Genomic DNA, 19,081 nt, shown 5'->3' with positions numbered 1-19,081 from the left:
TTCGTCAACACTAATATTAATTATTAGTTACTAATATTAGTTGCGCACCTTCTGCATAGTCGATAAAAAGGATGCGAACAAAAAGGTTGAGCGATGAACAATCAAGCGAACAAAGCCGGGCAGCACAGGGGTGTGGGACGAGTCGCGGGCCGGCAGCGCGTAACGATGCACGACATTGCACGCGTCGCCGGATGCTCGCAGACGACAGTATCGCTGGTCCTCAACAAAAACGATTCCGTCAAAATCTCCGAGGACACCAAGCAACGAGTCCTGGACGCCGCCAACACGCTTGGATACGCCATGCCCTCTCAACTCAGGAAACCCCAAGACAACGCGCGCCGACCCGCGGCGTTGGACGGAACCATCGCTTTTGTCGTAGATGATCTGGCGTCGAGCCCCGAAATGGTAAACGCGTTCAACGGCGTGAAACAGGCCGTTCGGGACACCGGAAATCTTGTATTGCTGGCAGAAACCCAAAACGACCCCGAGGTCGAGCCCAGAACGCTTAGATATTTCCTCGACCAACAGGTTGCGGGCATCATTTACGCAACCGTATTCACCCGGCGGGTGGTTGTTCCGGAAATCCTCAGGCAGACCGCTACCCCTGTTCTGCTGCTGAACTGTTTTTGTGACGACCTCTCTTTTCCTGCGGTGATCCCCGGCGAAGTCGCTGCTGGACATACAGCGACCAACGCCCTGATCAAGGCTGGGCACAAGCGAATCGCCACCATCACCGGCGAGCCGTTCATGGAATGCGCCGCAGGACGAACGACCGGGTATAGAAACGCCTTGGCTTCTGCCGACATTCCATTTGACGAAGACTTGGTCATCGAAGGCAACTGGCTGCCCAGCGCAGGCTATGCTGCCACGCGTGAATTGATGGACCTGCACTCTCCGCCAACCGCCATTTTCTGCCAAAATGACCGCATGGCGATCGGCTGCTATGAAGCGCTCAAGGAACTTGGCCTGTCCATCCCCGAGGACATCTCGGTCATCGGATTTGACGATGACGAAACCGCGCGACACCTGTCGCCGCCCCTGACCTCGATGATCCTTCCTACTCGGGCGATGGGACGCTGGGTCGTCGAACAACTGTTCCACGGACCAACTGATGGTCAGCGGCACCCTCTCGTGAAGCTTGAATGCGAACTGGTCGAGCGCGACTCGATCAGCGAACCCAAACGCCGGACCTGAAGGCGAAATCATGACGGAAACCTTCGATCACATCGTCATCGGCGGCGGCTCTGCCGGCGCCGCAGCTGCAGCGCGACTGGTAAACCAAGGAAAGTGCAGAGTTCTGGTGTTAGAGGCCGGTCATTCGCATCGCCATCCTTTGCTGGACATGCCGCCGGGCATCTTCAAGATGATCAACGGGTCAAAGTTCATGACCTATCACAAAACTGAACCGCAAGACCATCTGGACGGTCGTGTGCATGACATTCCGCAGGCCAATGTGTTGGGCGGCGGGTCTTCCGTTAATGCACAGGTCTATATGCGTGGTCGCCCTTCTGATTATAACGCGTGGGACGACCTGCTACGAGCGACCAACGACGGGGTCGGCTGGGGATGGGACGATGTGCTGCCCTATTTCCGCAGGATGGAAGACAATAACAGGCTTCACAATGACCTGCATGGCAGCGACGGTCCGGTGCAGGTTTCGGATCCAGGGCATATCGATGACATGTCCCGTTGGTTCGTCCAGTCGGTTCAGGCCCTTGGCGAACCATTCAACACGGACTTCAACGGCGCAACGCAGCGTGGTGTCGGGTTCTATCAGTTCACCAATCGCGCTGGAAAGCGCAGCTCGTCGGCCTATGCTTTCCTCGCCCCTCTAGAGATGAACCCGAACTTGACCATCCGGCTTGGCGCAACGGTCAGCAAAGTCATCATTGAGAACGACAGGGCCGTCGGGGTGCAGTACCGAGACAAACGCGGAGCAAACACCGTCCGGTGCGATGGCGAGGTTGTCCTTGCTGCGGGCGCTCTGGTCACGCCGAAAATCCTAATGCTGTCAGGTATCGGACCGGATGCACAACTTGCAGAACACGGTATTCCCGTCATCTGCCCATTGCCCGGGGTCGGACAGAACCTGATCGACCACCCCGAAGTTCCCATCACCGCCTTTGCCAATGGTCCTTACGGATATTTCAAACAAGGTGAGGGCTGGCGGATGCTGCGCAACGGCATCCAGTTCAAACTGTTCGGCAGCGGCCCGGTGACTTCCGCCGGGGTCGAAGCCGGCGCCTTTGTCAATCCGTCGAACCCCGACGGAGAACCGACCATTCAGGCCTTTTGCGTGCCCATCGTCTATCTGGATCGCGATGCGCTGGACGAGGTGCAGGATGACTTTGGCCTGACCGTTACGACCGTGGTGGTCAAACCGAAATCACGCGGAGAGGTTCGGCTTCGCTCGGCCGATCCTCACGCCCTGCCGGTGGTCTCGCCCAACCTTCTGAAGCATGAAGACGACATGCAGGAGATGATCCGGGGGCAGCAGTTCTTTCGCCGGGCATTCACGTCCGGCCCGCTTGCGCGAAGGATCCGCGAAATCGTCATTCCAACAGCGGATGACGATCAGACGCTGCGAGCACATTGCAAGCGGTTCGTGAAAACCAACTATCACCCGGCGGGCACCGCGAAAATGGGCCGGGACGGCGACGGAATGGCCGTGCTGGACGCCAGAATGCGCGTGCGCGGGATCGAGAGCTTGCGGGTGTGCGACATGTCCGCCGTGCCGGACATCAACGCCGGCAACACAAACGCACCTGCCATGATGCTGGGTGAACGATGCGCCGACCTGATCCTTGGCATCGGTTCGGCCCGCGAGATACGCATTTCCTGACCTGAGCTGCGACGTCACCATTGGTTGATCCAACTTCTGGCGCAATGAAATGGCCCCCGCCCTGCCCGTTGCACCGAAAACAGAATACCCTGCCACAAGCCGTCAGGACGTTCCCCGCCAAAGGTGCAGGAGCGTGTGGCATACGCCCTACAGAAAGTTGTCCCGCCTGGGCGTGAAACAATCGATCAACTCTCCGGCAGTAAGGCAAACACACCCATGGCTTGCACCGGACGGAATGATCAGGCTGTCAACAAGTCCCACCCAAAGCGACCCTGCCAAAACGCGACAATGAGCCCGGGGCCTGTCTCGTGCGCCGAGGGTACGGTCTGCTTCGCTTCTGATGGATAGCGCATGCGTCAAATCGCTGGAATTTCGGCTCAATTCCGGATCAGAAAACACAACTGAAGTGAGACAGGTATGAGTGGCGGGGAGACAGGGATTCGAACCCTGGGGACGCTCTCACGCCCAACGGTTTTCAAGACCGCCGCATTCGACCACTCTGCCACCTCCCCGTCGAAAGCAGGGTCTAAGGCGAAGTTCGCACAGAGGCAAGTCGAAATCGGGAAATCTTGCCGAAGCCCATGCAGCGGTCTTTCCATGACACTTCAGCCACGTTATGATCCGTACGAAAGACCGCAACAGGCTGGCACACAGAACCAGCAGATCGGCAGTGGGGTTCGGAAAACGAAACCCCTTCAGGCAAGGGAAAAGCAGATGAAGCGAGCGATCGAGACACGCCCGGGGCCTAAACGGCTGGCGTATCTGGCGTTGACTTTGACGATACTGGCCGGATGCGAAGAAGTTTTGTCAACTTCTGAATCGACTGAAAAACCGGAAGACAATTCGGGAAAAACAGAACTCCTGCCCGAGGTGACTTCCGGCTCTCAGCGTGATGTCGAGGCCCCTGAGGTTTTTCAGACAACCGAAGCAGGGCTTTGGGATGGCCGGCCTTCTCTTGGCGGGATATGGGTTGCGCACCCGGATGCGTCCCAACCTGAACGTGTCGTGATCAAAAACACGTCCAACAACAAATCGGTGACCGGTGCCTTGTTCCGGCGCGAGCGCAATTTGCCCGGACCCGCGCTTCAGGTGTCGTCCGCTGCCGCGAAAGAACTGGGAATGCTTGCGGGCGCGCCGACAAAAGTCAGCGTCGTTGCACTGCGCCGTGAAAAGCTGGAAGAACCATCGCCGGAGGATGCGCCAGAAGCAGAAGAATCAGCCGCCGAAACCACGGCTGCGGTTGCTGATGGAGCTTCCGACACGCAAGCGTCCGCAGAGCCGGCAAAACCGGTCAAACGGAAGTGGTGGCAGAAAAAGGAACCAGCCGCCGCCGCGGCTGGTACGACTGCGGTTGCAGCCGGTGCGGCCAGTTCATCCGATGAAACGGCTGATGACGTCGAGCCCGCAAGCGAAGATGCCGAGACTGCCACATCAACCGACGATCAGGCCGATGCACCTGCCGAAAAACCTGCCAAGCGGAAATGGTGGCAGAAGAAAGCCCCCGCCGCTGCGGCTGCGGGAACGGCCGTGGCCGCGGCAGACACAGCAACCGAAAGCGCAGAGGTAGCCGCCGAAGCCGCTGCGGCCGTGGCATCGCCCTCTTTGTCGGATGCAACGGTCACGCCCCCTGCCGAAAAACCTGCCAAGCGGAAATGGTGGCAAAAGAAAGACCCCGCCGAGATCACCGAAACACCGCTGGACCCGGTAGGGGGGGCCGCAGCAGCAATTGATGCGTCAGACGCCACGCCTGTTGCAGCAGCCACAACGTCGGCGACATCTTTGAGCAAACCGTATGTTCAGATTGGAACTTTCAGCGTTGAGGCAAACGCCAAGTCAGCAGCCCAAAAGGTGCGTCGCAACGGATTGCCCACAGTTGTTCGGGAACTGAAAACAGCGAATAGTACAGTCTGGCGCGTGCTGGTCGGCCCCGCCACAACCCGGGCCGAGCGCAAAGCCTTTCAAAAGGACGTGAAAGACCTTGGCTTCAAAGATGCGTTCACGGTAACCGACTAATTCAGGGAGGCTTAACATGCTGTCCTCAATACGAACATCTGTTCTGGCTCTTGGGCTTGCCGTTCTGGCGATACCAGCCCAGGCTTTTGATACATCCGCCCGCGCGGCTTACGTGATCGACCAAACCACCGGTACCGTTCTGCTGTCGAAAGAAGCCGACCAACCGTTGCCGCCTGCGTCGATGTCCAAGCTCATGACGCTTTATGTTGCGTTCGAAGCATTGCGGGACGGACGCTTGACGCTGGACGAAACTCTGCCTGTTTCGGAACACGCGATGAGCTATGGCGGCTCGACGATGTTCCTGAATACGCAGGATCGCGTTCGTGTCGAAGATCTGCTGCGCGGCATTATCGTTTTGTCGGGCAATGACGCCTGCGTCGTCATTGCCGAGGCGCTCAGCCCGGATGGAACCGAAGCGGGATTTGCGCGATACATGACCCAGCGGGCCAAGCAGATGGGCATGAACAATTCGAACTTCGCAAATTCGAACGGCTGGCCCGCTGCCGGGCATATGATGTCGGCTCATGATCTGGCCGTTCTTGCAGACCGGCTGATCACCGACTTTCCGGAATACTATCCCCTTTTCGCCGAAGAAGTTTTCGAATTCGATGGCCGCGCGCCGTCAAACGCCCGCAACCGCAACCCGCTGCTGCGGCTGGATATCGGCGCAGATGGCCTGAAAACCGGCCATACACAAGAAGCGGGCTATGGCCTTGTCGGGTCCGCCAAACAAGGCGACAGGCGTGTGATCTTTGTGCTGACGGGTCTCGACAGCACCGGCCAACGGGCAGAGGAGGCTGAGGCCGTGGTTAACTGGTCGTTTCGAAATTTTGTCGAGAGGACAGTTGCCACCGCGGAAACGCCGATAGCCGAAGCCAAACTGTGGATGGGCGAGAAAAAGACCGTGGGGCTTGTTCCCGAAGGTGATCTGAATGTGCTGTTCCCGGTTCTGGGCACTCAGAATGTCGAGGCCGAAGTGGTCTATGACGGCCCGATCAACGCGCCCGTCAAGAAAGGTCAGCAACTGGCCGAACTGGTGATCAAGCCCGAAGGGTTGCCGGAAATCCGGCGCCCGCTGGTGGCAGCCGAAGATGTTGCGATTGGCGGGTTTGTAGTGCGTATGCTGACCGTCGGCGGTATCGTATTGAAGGACGTGATCAACAACCCGCTGGAGTCGATGTGACGAAAGCGGGGTTATTTCTGACCTTCGAAGGCATTGACGGTTCAGGCAAGTCAACACAGGCGCGGATGCTGGCGGAACATCTGCGCGCGCAGGGTCACGAGGTGGTACTGACGCGCGAACCCGGCGGTTCTGCGGGGGCCGAGGAAATTCGCAGCCTGGTTTTGGAGGGCGACCCGGATCGCTGGTCGGCCGAGACCGAGATTCTGCTGTTCACAGCAGCCCGCCGCGACCATCTGGAGCGTACAATCGAACCCGCTTTGGCGGCAGGGAAGGTGGTGATCTGCGACCGCTTTGCGGACAGCACACGTATGTATCAGGGCTTGTCCCGGGGTGACCTACGAAATCTGGTGGATCAGTTGCACAGCCTGATGATCGGGCGCGAACCGGACATGACGCTGCTGATCGACATGGACCCCGAAACGGGTCTGGCACGCGCCAAGGGGCGACAAGGCACCGAAGAACGGTTCGAGGACTTTGGCCCGGAATTGCAGAAGAAGATGCGCGCCGGCTTTCTGGCGCTGGCCGATGAGTTCCGCGACAGGTTTTACATCGTGGATGGCAACAGGGACATGGACAGCGTTGCGCAGGATGTGACAGAAATCGTCCAGGCAGCACTGCGGTAGACGATGAGCGACGATATCCCTTCTCCGGATCAGGTGCCGGGCGCACCACATCCGCGCGAAACCATTCGGCTTTTTGGCCAGGATGCGGCTGAACAGGCATTCCTGACCGCCTACACCTCGGACCGTTTGCATCACGGTTGGCTGCTGACAGGGCCACGCGGTGTCGGCAAGGCGACCCTTGCCTGGCGAATTGCAAGGTTTCTGCTGGCCACGCCGCCGGCCGAGGATGGCGGGTTGTTCGGCGCGCCGCCGCCGCCCGAGACGCTCGATATCGATCCCGATCACCCGGTGGCCCATCGCATTCAGGCCGGGGCAGAACCGGGTTTGGCGGCGATAACCCGGTCGCTGAACGATCAGGGACGGCTGCGCAGTGAGATCGTCGTGGATGACATCCGCAAGCTTGGAAAGTTTTTTGGCCTGTCCTCTGCGGACGGCGGCCGCCGCGTCGTGATCGTGGATTCAGCAGACGAAATGAACGTCAGCGCCGCCAACGCATTGCTGAAAATGCTGGAAGAGCCGCCTGCCCGCACCACCCTTTTGCTGGTATCGCATCAACCCTCACGCCTGTTGCCAACCATCCGTTCGCGCTGTCGCACGCTGCGCCTCGGTCCGCTGAACGCGCAAGACATGCAAGCCGCCCTGTCACAAACGGAAACCGAAATTCCCGCGCAGACAGAACACCTTGCCGCGCTTGCCGCAGGTTCAGTCGGAGACGCCTTGCGTTTGATCAATCTGGGTGGTCTGGACATCTATGCCGAACTGATCGCCATTCTGGGCACCCTGCCCCGCATGGACCGCCAGCGCGCGCTGGCCCTAGCCGAAGCGGCAGCACAGCGCGGCGCGGCGGACCGGTTCGAACTTTTGCTTACCCTGATCGACATCGCTCTGTCACGGCTGGCCCTGACCGGGGCAACGGGCACGCCCCCCCTTCCGGAAGCCGCCCCCAACGAGGGTGAAACACTGGCGCGTCTGTCAGCATCACCAAATCAAGCCCGTCGCTGGGCCGAGGTCTCCGCAACGATCACAGCTCGAGCGCGACATGGTCAGGCAGTCAACCTTGACCCTGCCGCTCTGGTCCTAGATACGGTGTTCAAGATACAGGAAACTGCCGGTCAGAACAGATGAGCGACACCCCCCAGATTACCGACAGCCATTGCCATCTGGACTTCCCGGATTTCGAAGGCCAGTTGGACGACATCATCGCGCGTGCTGCCCAGGCTGGCGTGACCCGGATGGTGACGATCTGCACCAAACTGCGCAACGAACCCGCCGTCCGTGCGATTGCCGAAGCCCACGCGCCGGTCTTCTATGCCGCCGGCACACACCCGATGAGCGCCGCGGACGAGCCATTGGCCTCGGTCGATGATCTGGTCGCCCTGACACGGCATCCCAAATTCGTCGGTATTGGTGAAACCGGCTTGGACTACCACTATACCGCCGACAGTGCCGAAGTGCAGAAACAGTCACTTCGCATCCATATCGAAGCGGCCCAGCGCACCGGGTTGCCCCTGATCATTCACGCCCGCGCAGCTGATGAAGATATGGCCCGCATTCTGGCTGAAGAATATCGCAACGCACCCTATTCCTGCGTGATGCACTGCTTCTCATCGTCTGCTCAATTGGCCAAAGCCGCGCTGGAGCTGGGGTTTTATCTGTCCATGTCCGGCATCGCAGCCTTTCCCAAAAGTCAGGAGTTGCGCGATATCTTCGCAAACGCCCCGGTGGACAAGATTCTGGTGGAAACTGATGCGCCCTATCTGGCCCCGCCGCCCTATCGCGGCAAACGAAACGAGCCGGCCTATACTGTGCACACGGCCCAAAAGGGGGCCGAAATCTTTGGCATGGACTATTCCGCCTTTGCTGACCAGACACAGACGAACTTCGACCGGCTGTTTACCAAAGCGGCATCATACAAGGCCGCTGCATGACCGGCTTCCGATTTACAATTCTGGGCTGCGGGTCCTCTGGCGGCGTGCCGCGGCTGGGCGGTCAGTGGGGCGATTGTGACCCTGCGAACCCCAAGAACATCCGGCGCCGCTGTTCGATGCTGGTCGAACGCGACGGGCCAGATGGGACAACCTCGGTTCTGATCGACACCACGCCAGATATGCGCAGCCAGTTGCTGGATACAGGTACAGGGCGGTTGGACGGGGTCGTCTATACGCACTCTCACGCAGACCATGTGCATGGAATCGATGATTTGCGCATGATCGTGTTCAACATGAAAACCCGCGTTCCCGTTTGGGCGGATGGCGACACCCAGAACGCCTTGTTGGGGCGGTTTGGATACGCGTTCATTCAGCCGGAAGGCTCTCCTTATCCTCCGATACTCGAGCTCAAGTCCATCGACGGTCCATTTGAAATCGACGGCCCCGGCGGCCCGATTCCGTTTCGTCCTTTCAAAGTGAATCACGGTTCGATCGATTCCCTGGGATTCCGCATTGGGCAACTCGCCTATCTTCCGGATGTCGCCGAGATCTACGACGATGCCTGGCCCGAAATGAAAGGGCTGGACTGCCTTGTCATCGATGCCCTGCGCCGTTCACCTCATCCAACGCATGCCCATCTGGAAAAGACGCTTGGATGGATCGAAGAACTACAACCGAAGCGCGCGGTTCTGACCAACATGCATATCGATCTCGACTATGCGACCGTCGATGCGGAAACCCCCGACCACATCACCCCCGCCTTCGACGGGATGGTGATCCATCAGTCGCAGTAGGCCGCTGCCCGTCGCCCGCATGATATCGCAGCAGGCCCGTCGCACGGGGGCCACATGCTGCAAAGCCTGATCGACGTCATTCTTCCGGTTTTCCTTGTAATCGGGGCCGGGTATACGGCAACACGCACAGGGTACTTCAAAGAAGCGCATGTCGATGGGCTGATGAAGTTCACCCAAGGCTTTGCGATTCCCTGCCTTTTGTTCCTGGCCATCGCGCATCTGGACCTCAGCGCCAGTTTCGACCCCCGGCTTTTGGCCAGTTTCTATTCCGCTGCCGCCCTGTGTTTCACAGCAGGCCTGTTCGGCGCACGCATCATTTTCGGGCGCGATTGGGAAGATTGCGTTGCCATCGGGTTTTGTTGCCTGTTCTCAAACTCTGTCCTGTTGGGTTTGCCGATAACCGAACGCGCATATGGGCCCGAGAACCTGACCGGCAACTACGCGATCATCGCCTTCCATTCTCCGTTTTGTTACGGCGTCGGGATCACGGTGATGGAGGTCGTGCGAAATCACGATCATGGTGGCGTGCGCATGGCACGGTCTGTTTTGTCCGCAATGTTCAAGAACGCGCTGATCCTTGGTATCGCCCTTGGGTTTCTGGTCAACCTGTCCGGCCTGGCGATCCCTGCCGTGGTCGACGAAGCGCTGGCGTTGATCACCCGTGCTGCCCTGCCCGGGGCGTTGTTTGCCTTGGGCGGTGTGCTGGTCAAATACAAGCCCGAGGGCGACCTGCGCACCATTGCTTATGTTTGCTGTATCTCTTTGATGCTGCATCCCAGCCTGGTGTGGGTGTTCGGCAAATCCACGGGCCTGCCGCAGGATCTGTTTCGGTCGGGGGTTTTGAATGCGGCCATGGCTCCGGGTTTCAACGCCTATATCTTCGCCAACATGTATGGTCGCGCAAAACGGGTCGCAGCGTCGGCCGTACTTATCGGAACGGCCTCGTCCATTCTGACCGTCTGGCTATGGCTGACACTTCTGGGCTAACTGAGGTGTTGACTTCAGGTTGATGTGAAACACCTATCGCGCAACGCAGCAGGAGATCCGAATGTCACATGCCATAATTGTCGCTCATGGCCAACCGTCAGACCCGGAACCGGCCGAAGCTGCACTTGCGGCATTCGCCGCCAAGGTCAACGCGCTTACCGGGCATATAGCGGTGGATTCGGCCACCCTGGCTGCGCCGGGTGCGTTGGATGCAAAGCTGGACCGCGCGCCCGAAAACGCGGTCATCTATCCACTTTTCATGGCAAAAGGGTGGTTTGTCACCAGCGCGCTACCCAAACGGCTTGGGCACCATCCGGCACGGATTTTGGACCCACTTGGAATTGACCCGGACCTGCCGGCCCTGACCGCTGAGGCCCTGCGATCGGAATTGTCCGACAAACACTGGGCCGCTCGGTCCACCGATCTGGTCATTGCCGCGCATGGTTCCGGGCGCAGCCGGAACCCGTCGACCGTGGCGTTGCAGTTTGCGAAACAGCTTGCAGAACTGATTGCGTTCAAATCCGTTCGCGTCGGTTTCGTCGAAGAGCCACCTTCCATATCTGACGCTGCAAACGGTACCGAAGGTCAGGCGCTGTGCCTTCCGTTCTTTGCCTGTGCCGGAGGGCATGTGCAGGAAGACGTCCCGCAAGAGCTGGATCGCGCAGGGTTTTCAGGCGTGGTCCTGCCGGTGGTGGGAGAGTTGCCTCCGATCCGGCAACAGATAGCCAAAAAGATAAATGCGGCATTCGATTCAGCCTGAAGCCCCGATACGTGCCCATCGTGTTTTCTGAACGCATTCAGGTTTGCGCCTTGCTCAACGCTGAATACATGCGATGGCAAGACCGGCCGTCGCGCTTGGCCTGATAAAGGGCCAGATCTGCTGCGTGAAGAATGTCGGCGGCGTTGAGGCAGTCGAACTGCGTGGACAAGGCTGTGCCAATACTGGCCGAGATCGAACAACTCTGATTCTGAAAGGTCATCGGCTCATTCAACCTTGATATCAGACGCCCAGCAATGCAGGCCAGAGTATCTTCCCGCGCCAGATCTTTGAAAATAATGACGAATTCATCCCCGCCGACCCGGGCCACGGTGTCGTTGCTTCGTGTTTCCTGCTGCATGATGCGGGCGGCCTGCTGCAAGACGAAATCACCCGCCGCATGGCCCAGCTTGTCATTTACAGATTTGAAAAAGTCCAGATCCAGATGCATGAGCGCGAAGGTGGAATTCCCCGAAATCAAATGCTCGAGCAAGTGATCCATCGCCCTGCGGTTCTTCAGCCCGGTCAATGTGTCGGTAAAGGCCTGCTCTTCGGCTGCAAGCATCGCACCTTGTAGCCGAAGGTTGAGAGAGCGGGATGCCTCCATCGCGGCGGATTTGGCTTCGACCAGATACAACAGCTCAATCGCCAGATCCGTGCCCGAGAAATCCGCACTTGTCAGCGCATAGTCCCGCACCGCATCCAAAATCGAGATACCAAATGACAGATTGATGACCGCGCCACCGGAATGCGGCAAAGGAGCGACCAAGCCTTTGAGGGTTGTGCGCGGTTCATCATGAAACCTCAGATGCAGCTTCGCCCCCGCCATTGACATCAGGGCGGGAATGGTGGTGATCGTTCTGGGGCGGATCAGTTCAAACACATCCAGAAATCCCTGCCCCACCAGCGGCAGTTCAGGTCGCAACTTTTGCAGGGTCGGACCTGCTTGCTGAATATGCCCGTTTTGGTCCACCAACAGGAACATCGGGCAAAGCGTTTCCAGCAGACCTGCCAGTTCTTGGGTATCTGTCATCCGTTCCGAGCCCCCAGATCAAAATGCCGCCCCTCGGCAAAAGCGCTTTCAACCAACATGATGGAAATGACATCACTGCCTTGCTGCTGCCCCTCGTGTGACAGCATCACCAGCGCACCATAGTCATCCGCCATTGCGCGCAGGACCCCAACCATGACATTGGAATACCCTGGCAGGCCCGGAGAGCAACTCAGCTGAAATTCCGTGGCTGACAGTTCTCTCAACTCCAAGGCCGGTAGGGTCAAATCAGACACGGCCAGCCGCACGCGGTCCGCCAGATCGTCGAGCGAGTGAAGAAACTCCACGTAGCTGACGCCGCCGAACCTGAGAAGGCGGCGCAGCCCTTCCATATTCGGATGAGACACGAGATACGTTCCCAGGTCCTCAAAGACTTCGGCTTGCGGCCGATCGAGGTCGGCGCTCAGCGCCTCCATTACCTTGGACGTCATGTCATCGTCATAGACGAGCATGGCTTCAAACTCGACAAACCCCAGCCGCGCGGCGTCGGTCACGCGCAACCAGCAGGATCGCCCGTAGGTCGCACAGGCAAAGGACTGTATCGCTCGATTGATCAGACCATGCATCAGATGCCCCAGTTTGGTGTCCTGTGCACTGTGGCCGGAAAAACCTTAACAAATAGCCAAAATCCACCCTGAGTTGTAGCGAATTCAACCGAGTATCAGCGCGATACCACCTGTCCGGTCAGAAATCCGTGGGCGCGCCGCCTTCCGCTTTGCGACGTTCGACAAAAGCGGCCAGTTCCTCGCGAATGCCTTCATCGATCGGGGGGGCTTCAAAGCTCGAGATGATCTCCTTGAACATGTGATGCGCGCGTTCTGCCGTCCAGATACCGCCGGCGACCTCCCATCCTTCATAGTTTTTCCAATCACTCAGGAAGGGTTGATAGAAGGCCGTGGTATAGCGATCCTGCGTATGCTGAATGCCAAAGAAATGACCGTCATTGCCGACTGCCCGGATCGCATCCAGTGCAATCTCGTCCGGCCCTGTGGCGGTCAACTCGGGGTTCATATAGCGTTGAATTTGCTGTAGGATTTCGCAGTCCATGATGAACTTTTCCGGGCTGGCGATCAGACCGCCCTCAAGCCAACCGGCTGCGTGGTAGACCATATTGGTACCCGATTGCACGGCGGCCCAAAGCGAGTTCGAAGTCTCCCACACCGACTGCCCGTCCGGCACATTTGCCGCACAAACACCCGAAGACCGCATGGGCAAACCATAGAACCGCGCCATCTGGCCGGTCATCTGGGTCGAACGCATGTATTCCGGTGTTCCAAAGGCCGGCGCGCCGGATTTCATATCCACATTCGACGTGAATGTACCGATCACACAGGGAATACCGGGGCGCACGTATTGGAACAGCGCAATGGCACACAGCGCCTCGGCCAAGGACTGCGCCACGGCACCCGCCATGGTTACGGGGGCCATCGCACCCGCCAGCGTAAAGGGCGTGACAACAATCGCCTGACCACGCCGCGCCAGGCGCAGACACCCGTCGATCATCGGGTGATCGTGTTTCAGCGGCGAGGTCGAGTTGATATTGGTATACATCCGCGGCGCGGCTTCGAACTCCTCGTGACTCAAACCGCCTGCGATGCGCACCATCTCCATGACATCTTCGACGCGTTCCTTGCCCAGCGAATAGGCGTGCATCGCCTTGTCGGTCAGGGTCAGCTTGTCGTACAGCACGTCCAGATGGCGCACGCTGGCGTGGATATCGACCGGCTCGACCGGGTATCCACCGGCGAAATGGATGCAGTTGAAATATTGCGTCAGCTTCAGAAGGTTCCGGCACATCTCGCGATTGCCCGGTACTTTTTTCCCGATCTCCATGTCCCAGTAATTCGGCGGGGAAGAGACGTTGCCGAACAGGATGTTCTTTCCTCCGATTTCGATCTTGCGATCCGGATTGCGTGGGGTGATCGAAAAACGGCTGGGAGCCTTGGCGATCATCTCCATGACAAAGTCCCGCCCCATGCGGACATTGTCGCCGTCGATGGTGCAACCCGCCTCGCGCAGGATGCCTATTGCCTCTTCGTTGTAGAACTCGATCCCGATCTCTTCGAGGATGCGCATCGCCCCTTCATGGATCGCTTCGATACCGGCCTGATCCAAAGGTTCTGTGGGGCGATCGATATTGACCGGCGGATCCCAGGGCATCTGGTCAATCGCTGCACTGCCCCTGCGCGCAGCCGCCCCTGCGCGCCCTCCTCCGCGGCGCTTACGTGTCTTGGTCTCGGCCATCGGTGCCTCCTGTTCTTGCTTTCGTCAAGCAAGCCCCGAAGAGACGCCTATGGCCGCTCCGTCTGCGACAGAATATGTCGGTTTTTCATTCCGTTTTGTCGAATCCCGGATTTGAAAATCAAATTTTGGCCAACCATTCGGGAATATGTCCGATATCCGGCAAAATCACATCCGCCATCGGAGCCAATGCATCGGCCTCGGCCAAACCGGTCAAAACACCGATCGTGGTCATCCCCGCCGCACGCCCGGCCTGCAAGTCATGAAGACTGTCACCCACCATCGCGATACGAGATGGCTCGACCTCGATATGGGCGGCAAAGGCCAGCAACTGGCCCGGTCCCGGCTTGAACCCGTGACCACTGTCATACCCGGCGACGAAATCGAAATGCCCCCTTATTCCGACAGATTCGAGATGCTGCAAAGCGGGATGTTCACTGTCATTCGTCGCAACGCCCAGCTTGATTCCGGCATCTTGCAGACCTTCCAGGAAAGGAACCAATGGCACGGCGGGCACCTGCGGGGCCGAGGCGGCTTCGGAGTTCATCAAATCGATGATCTCTTGCAAGGTCACGCCATCGACATGGGCAATCAGAACTTCTGCGATTTCCTCGACCGTGGCGGCGATTACAATACTGTCTTCGGTATATTTCCCTTGCTCGAAATCATATCCGATGACACGGCCAAGCTCGGTCGCGCGATCTTCGTCCCAGTTGGACAGGCGCAACAGCATCGAGCGTCCGAACCCTCCCCACGTATTGGCAAAGTCAAACAGCGTGCCATCTTTGTCAAAGATGATCGCATCTATCGGCATCCGGTGCTCCTGCGGAAAATATGGTTATGTCCAGTGTATCTCAGCGCCGCCGGACAATACCGCCCTTGCCTGGGCGGGAAGATCATAGGCGAGTGAATTGGCGTCACAAAACGCCATGACCCACGAATCGTCAAGCACCAGAAAATCAAGAACCGATGCCAGAAACTCGGTATCGCTTGCCCGATCGCGCACATCCTCGATCGATGCGCCCGTAGAGCCCAGAAAAACAGGCAAAAGCTCGTCATTGCTGACCAGCCAGGCCAGGGCCGTCAGCGCAAGAGTTTCGGCGGAATCAGAGGATATCGGCATAAACTTGGGTCAGATCCGGTCTTGGAAAGGGTTTGTTAACCAGAGTCATAAACACTTTGTTCACGCATGCAATCAACGGTGAACAACTATGTCTGTGCAGGGAACCATCCTTGTCCTCGACGGGGTATCGACCAATCGCATCATGCTGAAGGTACAGCTGACGGCGGCCTGGTATCACGTGGTGCAGGGGGAAAAGCTTGAAGGGTTGCCCGCACTCGTGCGGCGTACGCAACCGGATCTGGTTCTGACGGCCCAGACGTTGCCGGACGGAACGGCTGCGGATGTGAAGAAGGCGATCGTGAAGGAACCCGGCCTTGACGACGTTCCGGTCGTGGCGATTGCCGCGCAAAATGACCGGGACGCCCGGCTGCGGGCGTTGAAGGACGGGCTGGATGATGTGTTGACGCACCCGTTCAAAGACACCTTATTGTTGGCGCGGATTCGCAGCCTTCTGCGTGTCCGTGCGGCCACTCAGGATTTGCAGGTCGGCAACGGATCGCAACCGATTGGCTTCGCAGAGCCGGCCCAACCGATAATCAGACCGTCCAAGGCGGCGCGGGTTGAATTTCTGACCCACACGGCCCGAACCGGCGCGCTTTGGCAAAAGGCGCTGGACGATCAACGTCAATTTGATCTGAACTGGCATCTTCAGTCAAACCTGCGGGGTGTTTTGTCCGGCTCTGTTCCTGATGCGATCGTGGTTGAACTGGGCTCGAATCCGGCCGGTCTGAATATCCTTGCCGACCTCAGATCACGCGGCGTGACCCGGCACACGGTTTTGATCGGGGTGCTGAAGGACGAAGACGCCGGACAGGCTTCGGAAGCTCTGGACCGAGGGGCCGATGCTGTCTGTCTGGGCGGGTTCTGCGCGCAGGAGATCCTGCTGCGGCTTGAAAACCAGATTGCCCGCAAGACGCGGCTGGATCAGATGCGGGTCTCTCTCAAAAGAGGCATCGCGGAATCTTGGATCGACCCGTTGACCGGGCTGCACAATCGCCGCTACGCCATGCGCGCGCTGGATCAGATCGCGCGCCAATCCGCCAGAACGGGGCGCAGTTTTGCGATTATGCTAGCCGATCTGGATCACTTCAAGGCAATCAATGACGGCCATGGCCATGCAAGCGGCGATTACGTTTTGACGCAAGCGGCGGAACGTATGCAAAATGCCTTGGGATCCCGTGGCTTTGTCGCCCGCATCGGAGGGGAAGAGTTCATGATCGGCGTGCCCGATGTATCGCCGAAACAGGCGTTGAACCTGGCCGAAACCGTTTGTGACAGCATCTGCCAGTCCCCGTTCCTGTTACCGGACCATGGGGCACAAGTTGATGTGACGGTCAGTATCGGGTTGAAGTTGTCTCAGGTCGGTTTCGCCCGGCAAGACTGTGCGGCTGAAAGCGTGGAAAACCTGATCAAATCCGCGGATAAAGCGCTTTATGCTGCGAAGAAAGCAGGGCGCAATCAGGTGAGTATCAGGCAAAGTGCAGCCTGATCTGTTCAGTCTCTTTTCTTGTGCCCATGCGGCCCGCGGTTGACGACCTCCTGCAATCGGTCTGCATAGGCCTGCCGCTCATCATCGCTCATGGCGGTCACACGTGCCAGCCATTGCGTTTGCAAGGCCTGCTGCAAATCGGCGGTGGCCTGTGCTTGTTGTTGCAACAGAACCTGAACGGCGACCGGGTCGAAGGGCGTTGCGCGCAAAGCCTGACTGAGCGCTTCAAAATCCTGAGCACGACCCTTGGACCCTTTTTTGTGCAGGCCCGTCAGCTCACCCCGCATCGCCTTTCGATCATCCTTGGGCAGGGCCCGGTACAACGCGGGGCCGAAGCCGGGCGGTGATTTGGCATGATCCCCACCTCTCAGGCGCAATACGGTGCCCACAGCGACACCGACGACCAGCAGGTTCAGCGCCAGTGACAGGGCCAGGACGACAGGAACCCACCTGCGTTTGGGCTTGGGATCAGTGTTCATTCCGTGTTCTCCAGAAAACTCGAGTCAAATCCAAGATCCGCCACGAGGAAAGTTGTCTCTTCCGACGTCAACAGGTTGGCCGGGTCCGGCAGAAAGGCTGGTGCGGAAAAGCCGATCCAGACCCCGGCAGCGCTTGCGGCGACAAGCCCGCCAAGGCCCTGCCATCCTCCTACGTTGCTTATCAACCTGTTCCATTTCGAAGGCATCGGCTGCGGTGCAGGCGCAAGGCGACCGAGGCGAACAGTTTCAGCATCCGTCTGGATGCGCACGGCAAGATCGTCCGGCAGTGTCGGTCGCTGACGCTGTGCCTGCGCAAACAAGTGATCCAGTTCCAGGTCTTCATCCGCCATTGTCATACCCCAGTTCTTCGCGCCGTCCGGCCAAGATCGCGGTCAGGCTGCGCTTGCCTCTTGCGGTCAGGCTTTCAACTGCTTCTACAGAAATGCCCATTATCCCGGCAATCTCGGGGTTGGGCAGCTCTTCAATATGGCGCAGCACGACCGCTTGTCGCTGCCGCTCGGGCAGCTCAGCCAAAGCCGACTGCAAGGCATCCTTGCGCGCCTCGTCCTGCATGCGGTCAACAACGCTGGCCTTGCCATCTTCGGGTTCGGGCACGTCCAACAACCTGTCAGGTGTCTTCTTGCGCCTGATGTCCACGCACAGGTTCAGCGTCACCCGATACAGCCAGGTCGATACCTTGGCCTGACCTGAAACCCAATTCGGCGCCATCTGCCATAGCCGCATCATCGCATCCTGCGTCACGTCTTCCGCCTCGGCCCGATTGCCCAACATGCGCAAAGCAACCGAGTAACAGCGTGGCCCCAAACGATCGGTCAGGATCCGTGCCGCCCCCGCCTCGCCGTCGGCGAATTGCCTCAGCAACGCATCGTCGCTGAGTGTGTTCGCGGTGCAACCCGCACCGCGAACATCTTGTGGGTGGGAGGTCAGGTCCTCCATCCTGCATCAGTTATCGCTTGCATTCGATTTTTGATGCTTTTTCTTATGGTGCCGTCCCATCCGATCTTTGGCATCGGCAAATTCCTGTTCCGAGATTCCGCCACTGTTGTCCGCATCCATCCGATCAAACATCTTGTCAGCCCGGCGCGGTTTCGGCAACTCATCCTGGCTGAGGAAGCCATCTTTGTTCGCGTCGTTGTTTTCGAACATCCTGGCAACCCGATCGCTGGCTTTCTTCTGGGCGGCAGCCTGCATTTCTTCCTGGCTCAGCTTTCCATCCCCATTGGTGTCCGCCTCGGTGAAACGAGCGGTGCGATGCGCCTCCATCTCTTGTTGCGTCACCTGACCATCGCCATCGGCGTCCAGTTCCTGAAAGGACACCGGCTCGCGGCCACCCGGGCCAGCGGCCAGAACAGAAGTACCGGTAATCGCAACAGCCGACATAACAATGGCCGAGATGAATGTAACGTTTTTCATTTCCGTTTCCTTTTGTTGACGCGGCCCGAGTGCCGCCGCTCATACCCATTCAAACGGGCGGCGCCAGGAATTCCGTCGCTGAAATCGATTTTATTTTTGAAAGGTTCGGGGTCGCCCCATGCCGACGTGGCGGGGAG

General features: G+C 58.6%; 20 protein-coding genes and 1 tRNA gene. 11 read left to right on the top strand and 10 right to left on the bottom strand.

All coding sequences use genetic code 11. From position 1 onward, the window contains the following. Positions 1-93 precede the first annotated feature (93 nt). The gene (locus GS612_RS04220; RefSeq protein ID WP_253286093.1) at positions 94-1,194 is read left to right on the top strand and encodes a LacI family DNA-binding transcriptional regulator; all 1,101 of its coding nucleotides are present in this window, start codon (positions 94-96) and stop codon (positions 1,192-1,194) included. Positions 1,195-1,204: 10 nt separating this feature from the next. Continuing rightward, on the top strand, positions 1,205-2,842 hold the full coding sequence (locus tag GS612_RS04215; RefSeq protein ID WP_171231324.1) for a GMC family oxidoreductase: 1,638 nt from the start codon (positions 1,205-1,207) through the stop codon (positions 2,840-2,842). Positions 2,843-3,264: 422 nt separating this feature from the next. Here the strand turns inward: GS612_RS04215 and GS612_RS04210 are convergent. Then, a tRNA-Ser gene (locus GS612_RS04210) sits at positions 3,265-3,354 on the bottom strand. A gap of 202 nt (positions 3,355-3,556) precedes the next feature. On the opposite strand from GS612_RS04210, the gene GS612_RS04205 reads away from it, so the two are divergent. The 8 genes from GS612_RS04205 (at position 3,557) to GS612_RS04170 (ending at position 11,130) form a co-directional block, all read left to right on the top strand. After that, positions 3,557-4,855 (top strand): SPOR domain-containing protein, encoded by a 1,299-nt coding sequence (locus GS612_RS04205; RefSeq protein WP_171639938.1) that lies wholly within the window; start codon positions 3,557-3,559, stop codon positions 4,853-4,855. A gap of 16 nt (positions 4,856-4,871) precedes the next feature. Continuing rightward, positions 4,872-6,038, top strand: coding sequence for a D-alanyl-D-alanine carboxypeptidase family protein (locus tag GS612_RS04200; protein WP_171115085.1), 1,167 nt, complete (start codon positions 4,872-4,874; stop codon positions 6,036-6,038). After that, on the top strand, positions 6,035-6,661 hold the full coding sequence (gene tmk / locus GS612_RS04195; RefSeq protein ID WP_171639171.1) for a dTMP kinase: 627 nt from the start codon (positions 6,035-6,037) through the stop codon (positions 6,659-6,661). The genes GS612_RS04200 and tmk overlap by 4 nt, the downstream gene beginning before the upstream one ends. A gap of 3 nt (positions 6,662-6,664) precedes the next feature. Further along, complete coding sequence (locus tag GS612_RS04190; RefSeq protein ID WP_171639170.1) at positions 6,665-7,786, top strand: DNA polymerase III subunit delta'; 1,122 nt, start codon at positions 6,665-6,667, stop codon at positions 7,784-7,786. After that, positions 7,783-8,589: a TatD family hydrolase gene (locus tag GS612_RS04185; protein WP_171329769.1), complete on the top strand. Its 807-nt coding sequence runs from the start codon at positions 7,783-7,785 to the stop codon at positions 8,587-8,589. Before GS612_RS04190 ends, GS612_RS04185 begins: the two co-directional genes overlap by 4 nt. Then, entirely contained in the window at positions 8,586-9,383 is a 798-nt protein-coding gene (locus tag GS612_RS04180) for an MBL fold metallo-hydrolase (protein ID WP_171115079.1), read from the top strand. Before GS612_RS04185 ends, GS612_RS04180 begins: the two co-directional genes overlap by 4 nt. A 54-nt stretch (positions 9,384-9,437) precedes the next feature. Then, a complete protein-coding gene (locus GS612_RS04175; RefSeq protein WP_171639169.1) occupies positions 9,438-10,370 on the top strand; it encodes an AEC family transporter in 933 nt (310 codons plus the stop codon). A gap of 61 nt (positions 10,371-10,431) precedes the next feature. Beyond that, the gene (locus GS612_RS04170) at positions 10,432-11,130 is read left to right on the top strand and encodes a CbiX/SirB N-terminal domain-containing protein (protein ID WP_171639168.1); all 699 of its coding nucleotides are present in this window, start codon (positions 10,432-10,434) and stop codon (positions 11,128-11,130) included. A gap of 37 nt (positions 11,131-11,167) precedes the next feature. On the opposite strand, the gene GS612_RS04165 is transcribed toward GS612_RS04170, so the two are convergent. The 5 genes from GS612_RS04165 to GS612_RS04145 all read right to left on the bottom strand — a co-directional run bounded on the left by GS612_RS04165 (position 11,168) and on the right by GS612_RS04145 (position 15,542). Continuing rightward, positions 11,168-12,160, bottom strand: coding sequence for a GGDEF domain-containing protein (locus tag GS612_RS04165; RefSeq protein WP_171639167.1), 993 nt, complete (start codon positions 12,158-12,160; stop codon positions 11,168-11,170). Beyond that, positions 12,157-12,744: a heme NO-binding domain-containing protein gene (locus GS612_RS04160; protein WP_171639166.1), complete on the bottom strand. Its 588-nt coding sequence runs from the start codon at positions 12,742-12,744 to the stop codon at positions 12,157-12,159. The genes GS612_RS04165 and GS612_RS04160 overlap by 4 nt, the downstream gene beginning before the upstream one ends. Before the next feature lie 118 nt (positions 12,745-12,862). After that, on the bottom strand, positions 12,863-14,422 hold the full coding sequence (locus GS612_RS04155) for a trimethylamine methyltransferase family protein (RefSeq protein ID WP_171115072.1): 1,560 nt from the start codon (positions 14,420-14,422) through the stop codon (positions 12,863-12,865). Between the two features lie 118 nt (positions 14,423-14,540). Beyond that, complete coding sequence (locus GS612_RS04150) at positions 14,541-15,233, bottom strand: HAD family hydrolase (RefSeq protein ID WP_171639165.1); 693 nt, start codon at positions 15,231-15,233, stop codon at positions 14,541-14,543. 24 nt (positions 15,234-15,257) lie between these two features. After that, positions 15,258-15,542, bottom strand: a complete 285-nt coding sequence (locus GS612_RS04145) for a DUF3572 domain-containing protein (protein ID WP_152458565.1) — start codon at positions 15,540-15,542, stop codon at positions 15,258-15,260. A gap of 88 nt (positions 15,543-15,630) precedes the next feature. Here GS612_RS04145 and GS612_RS04140 point away from each other — a divergent pair, with 88 nt between their 5' ends. Further along, on the top strand, positions 15,631-17,031 hold the full coding sequence (locus GS612_RS04140) for a diguanylate cyclase (protein WP_171639164.1): 1,401 nt from the start codon (positions 15,631-15,633) through the stop codon (positions 17,029-17,031). A 5-nt stretch (positions 17,032-17,036) separates the two neighbouring features. On the opposite strand, the gene GS612_RS04135 is transcribed toward GS612_RS04140, so the two are convergent. From GS612_RS04135 to GS612_RS04120, 4 genes are read right to left on the bottom strand one after another with little or no spacing between them, the layout of a single operon-like run. Continuing rightward, on the bottom strand, positions 17,037-17,510 hold the full coding sequence (locus tag GS612_RS04135; RefSeq protein WP_171639163.1) for a periplasmic heavy metal sensor: 474 nt from the start codon (positions 17,508-17,510) through the stop codon (positions 17,037-17,039). Further along, complete coding sequence (locus GS612_RS04130) at positions 17,507-17,860, bottom strand: hypothetical protein (protein WP_171639162.1); 354 nt, start codon at positions 17,858-17,860, stop codon at positions 17,507-17,509. The genes GS612_RS04135 and GS612_RS04130 overlap by 4 nt, the downstream gene beginning before the upstream one ends. Further along, positions 17,850-18,467, bottom strand: a complete 618-nt coding sequence (locus GS612_RS04125; RefSeq protein WP_171639161.1) for an RNA polymerase sigma factor — start codon at positions 18,465-18,467, stop codon at positions 17,850-17,852. The genes GS612_RS04130 and GS612_RS04125 overlap by 11 nt, the downstream gene beginning before the upstream one ends. Positions 18,468-18,473: 6 nt before the next feature. Continuing rightward, the gene (locus GS612_RS04120) at positions 18,474-18,944 is read right to left on the bottom strand and encodes an EF-hand domain-containing protein (RefSeq protein WP_171205470.1); all 471 of its coding nucleotides are present in this window, start codon (positions 18,942-18,944) and stop codon (positions 18,474-18,476) included. Between the last annotated feature and the right edge of the window lie 137 nt (positions 18,945-19,081).

The organism is Ruegeria sp. HKCCD6157, assembly GCF_013110685.1.
GTDB lineage: Bacteria > Pseudomonadota > Alphaproteobacteria > Rhodobacterales > Rhodobacteraceae > Ruegeria.
This window is presented reverse-complemented; position numbering and strand designations above follow the sequence as displayed.

Excerpts from the sequence above, each read along its gene's own strand:
- GS612_RS04220 (WP_253286093.1), top strand. The coding sequence starts at position 94 with ATGAACAATCAAGCGAACAAAGCCGGGCAGCACAGGGGTGTGGGACGA.
- GS612_RS04215 (WP_171231324.1), top strand. The coding sequence starts at position 1,205 with ATGACGGAAACCTTCGATCACATCGTCATCGGCGGCGGCTCTGCCGGC.
- GS612_RS04205 (WP_171639938.1), top strand. The coding sequence starts at position 3,557 with ATGAAGCGAGCGATCGAGACACGCCCGGGGCCTAAACGGCTGGCGTAT.
- GS612_RS04200 (WP_171115085.1), top strand. The coding sequence starts at position 4,872 with ATGCTGTCCTCAATACGAACATCTGTTCTGGCTCTTGGGCTTGCCGTT.
- GS612_RS04190 (WP_171639170.1), top strand. The coding sequence starts at position 6,665 with ATGAGCGACGATATCCCTTCTCCGGATCAGGTGCCGGGCGCACCACAT.
- GS612_RS04185 (WP_171329769.1), top strand. The coding sequence starts at position 7,783 with ATGAGCGACACCCCCCAGATTACCGACAGCCATTGCCATCTGGACTTC.
- GS612_RS04180 (WP_171115079.1), top strand. The coding sequence starts at position 8,586 with ATGACCGGCTTCCGATTTACAATTCTGGGCTGCGGGTCCTCTGGCGGC.
- GS612_RS04175 (WP_171639169.1), top strand. The coding sequence starts at position 9,438 with ATGCTGCAAAGCCTGATCGACGTCATTCTTCCGGTTTTCCTTGTAATC.
- GS612_RS04170 (WP_171639168.1), top strand. The coding sequence starts at position 10,432 with ATGTCACATGCCATAATTGTCGCTCATGGCCAACCGTCAGACCCGGAA.
- GS612_RS04165 (WP_171639167.1), bottom strand. The coding sequence starts at position 12,160 with ATGACAGATACCCAAGAACTGGCAGGTCTGCTGGAAACGCTTTGCCCG.
- GS612_RS04160 (WP_171639166.1), bottom strand. The coding sequence starts at position 12,744 with ATGCATGGTCTGATCAATCGAGCGATACAGTCCTTTGCCTGTGCGACC.
- GS612_RS04155 (WP_171115072.1), bottom strand. The coding sequence starts at position 14,422 with ATGGCCGAGACCAAGACACGTAAGCGCCGCGGAGGAGGGCGCGCAGGG.
- GS612_RS04150 (WP_171639165.1), bottom strand. The coding sequence starts at position 15,233 with ATGCCGATAGATGCGATCATCTTTGACAAAGATGGCACGCTGTTTGAC.
- GS612_RS04145 (WP_152458565.1), bottom strand. The coding sequence starts at position 15,542 with ATGCCGATATCCTCTGATTCCGCCGAAACTCTTGCGCTGACGGCCCTG.
- GS612_RS04140 (WP_171639164.1), top strand. The coding sequence starts at position 15,631 with ATGTCTGTGCAGGGAACCATCCTTGTCCTCGACGGGGTATCGACCAAT.
- GS612_RS04135 (WP_171639163.1), bottom strand. The coding sequence starts at position 17,510 with ATGAACACTGATCCCAAGCCCAAACGCAGGTGGGTTCCTGTCGTCCTG.
- GS612_RS04130 (WP_171639162.1), bottom strand. The coding sequence starts at position 17,860 with ATGGCGGATGAAGACCTGGAACTGGATCACTTGTTTGCGCAGGCACAG.
- GS612_RS04125 (WP_171639161.1), bottom strand. The coding sequence starts at position 18,467 with ATGGAGGACCTGACCTCCCACCCACAAGATGTTCGCGGTGCGGGTTGC.
- GS612_RS04120 (WP_171205470.1), bottom strand. The coding sequence starts at position 18,944 with ATGAAAAACGTTACATTCATCTCGGCCATTGTTATGTCGGCTGTTGCG.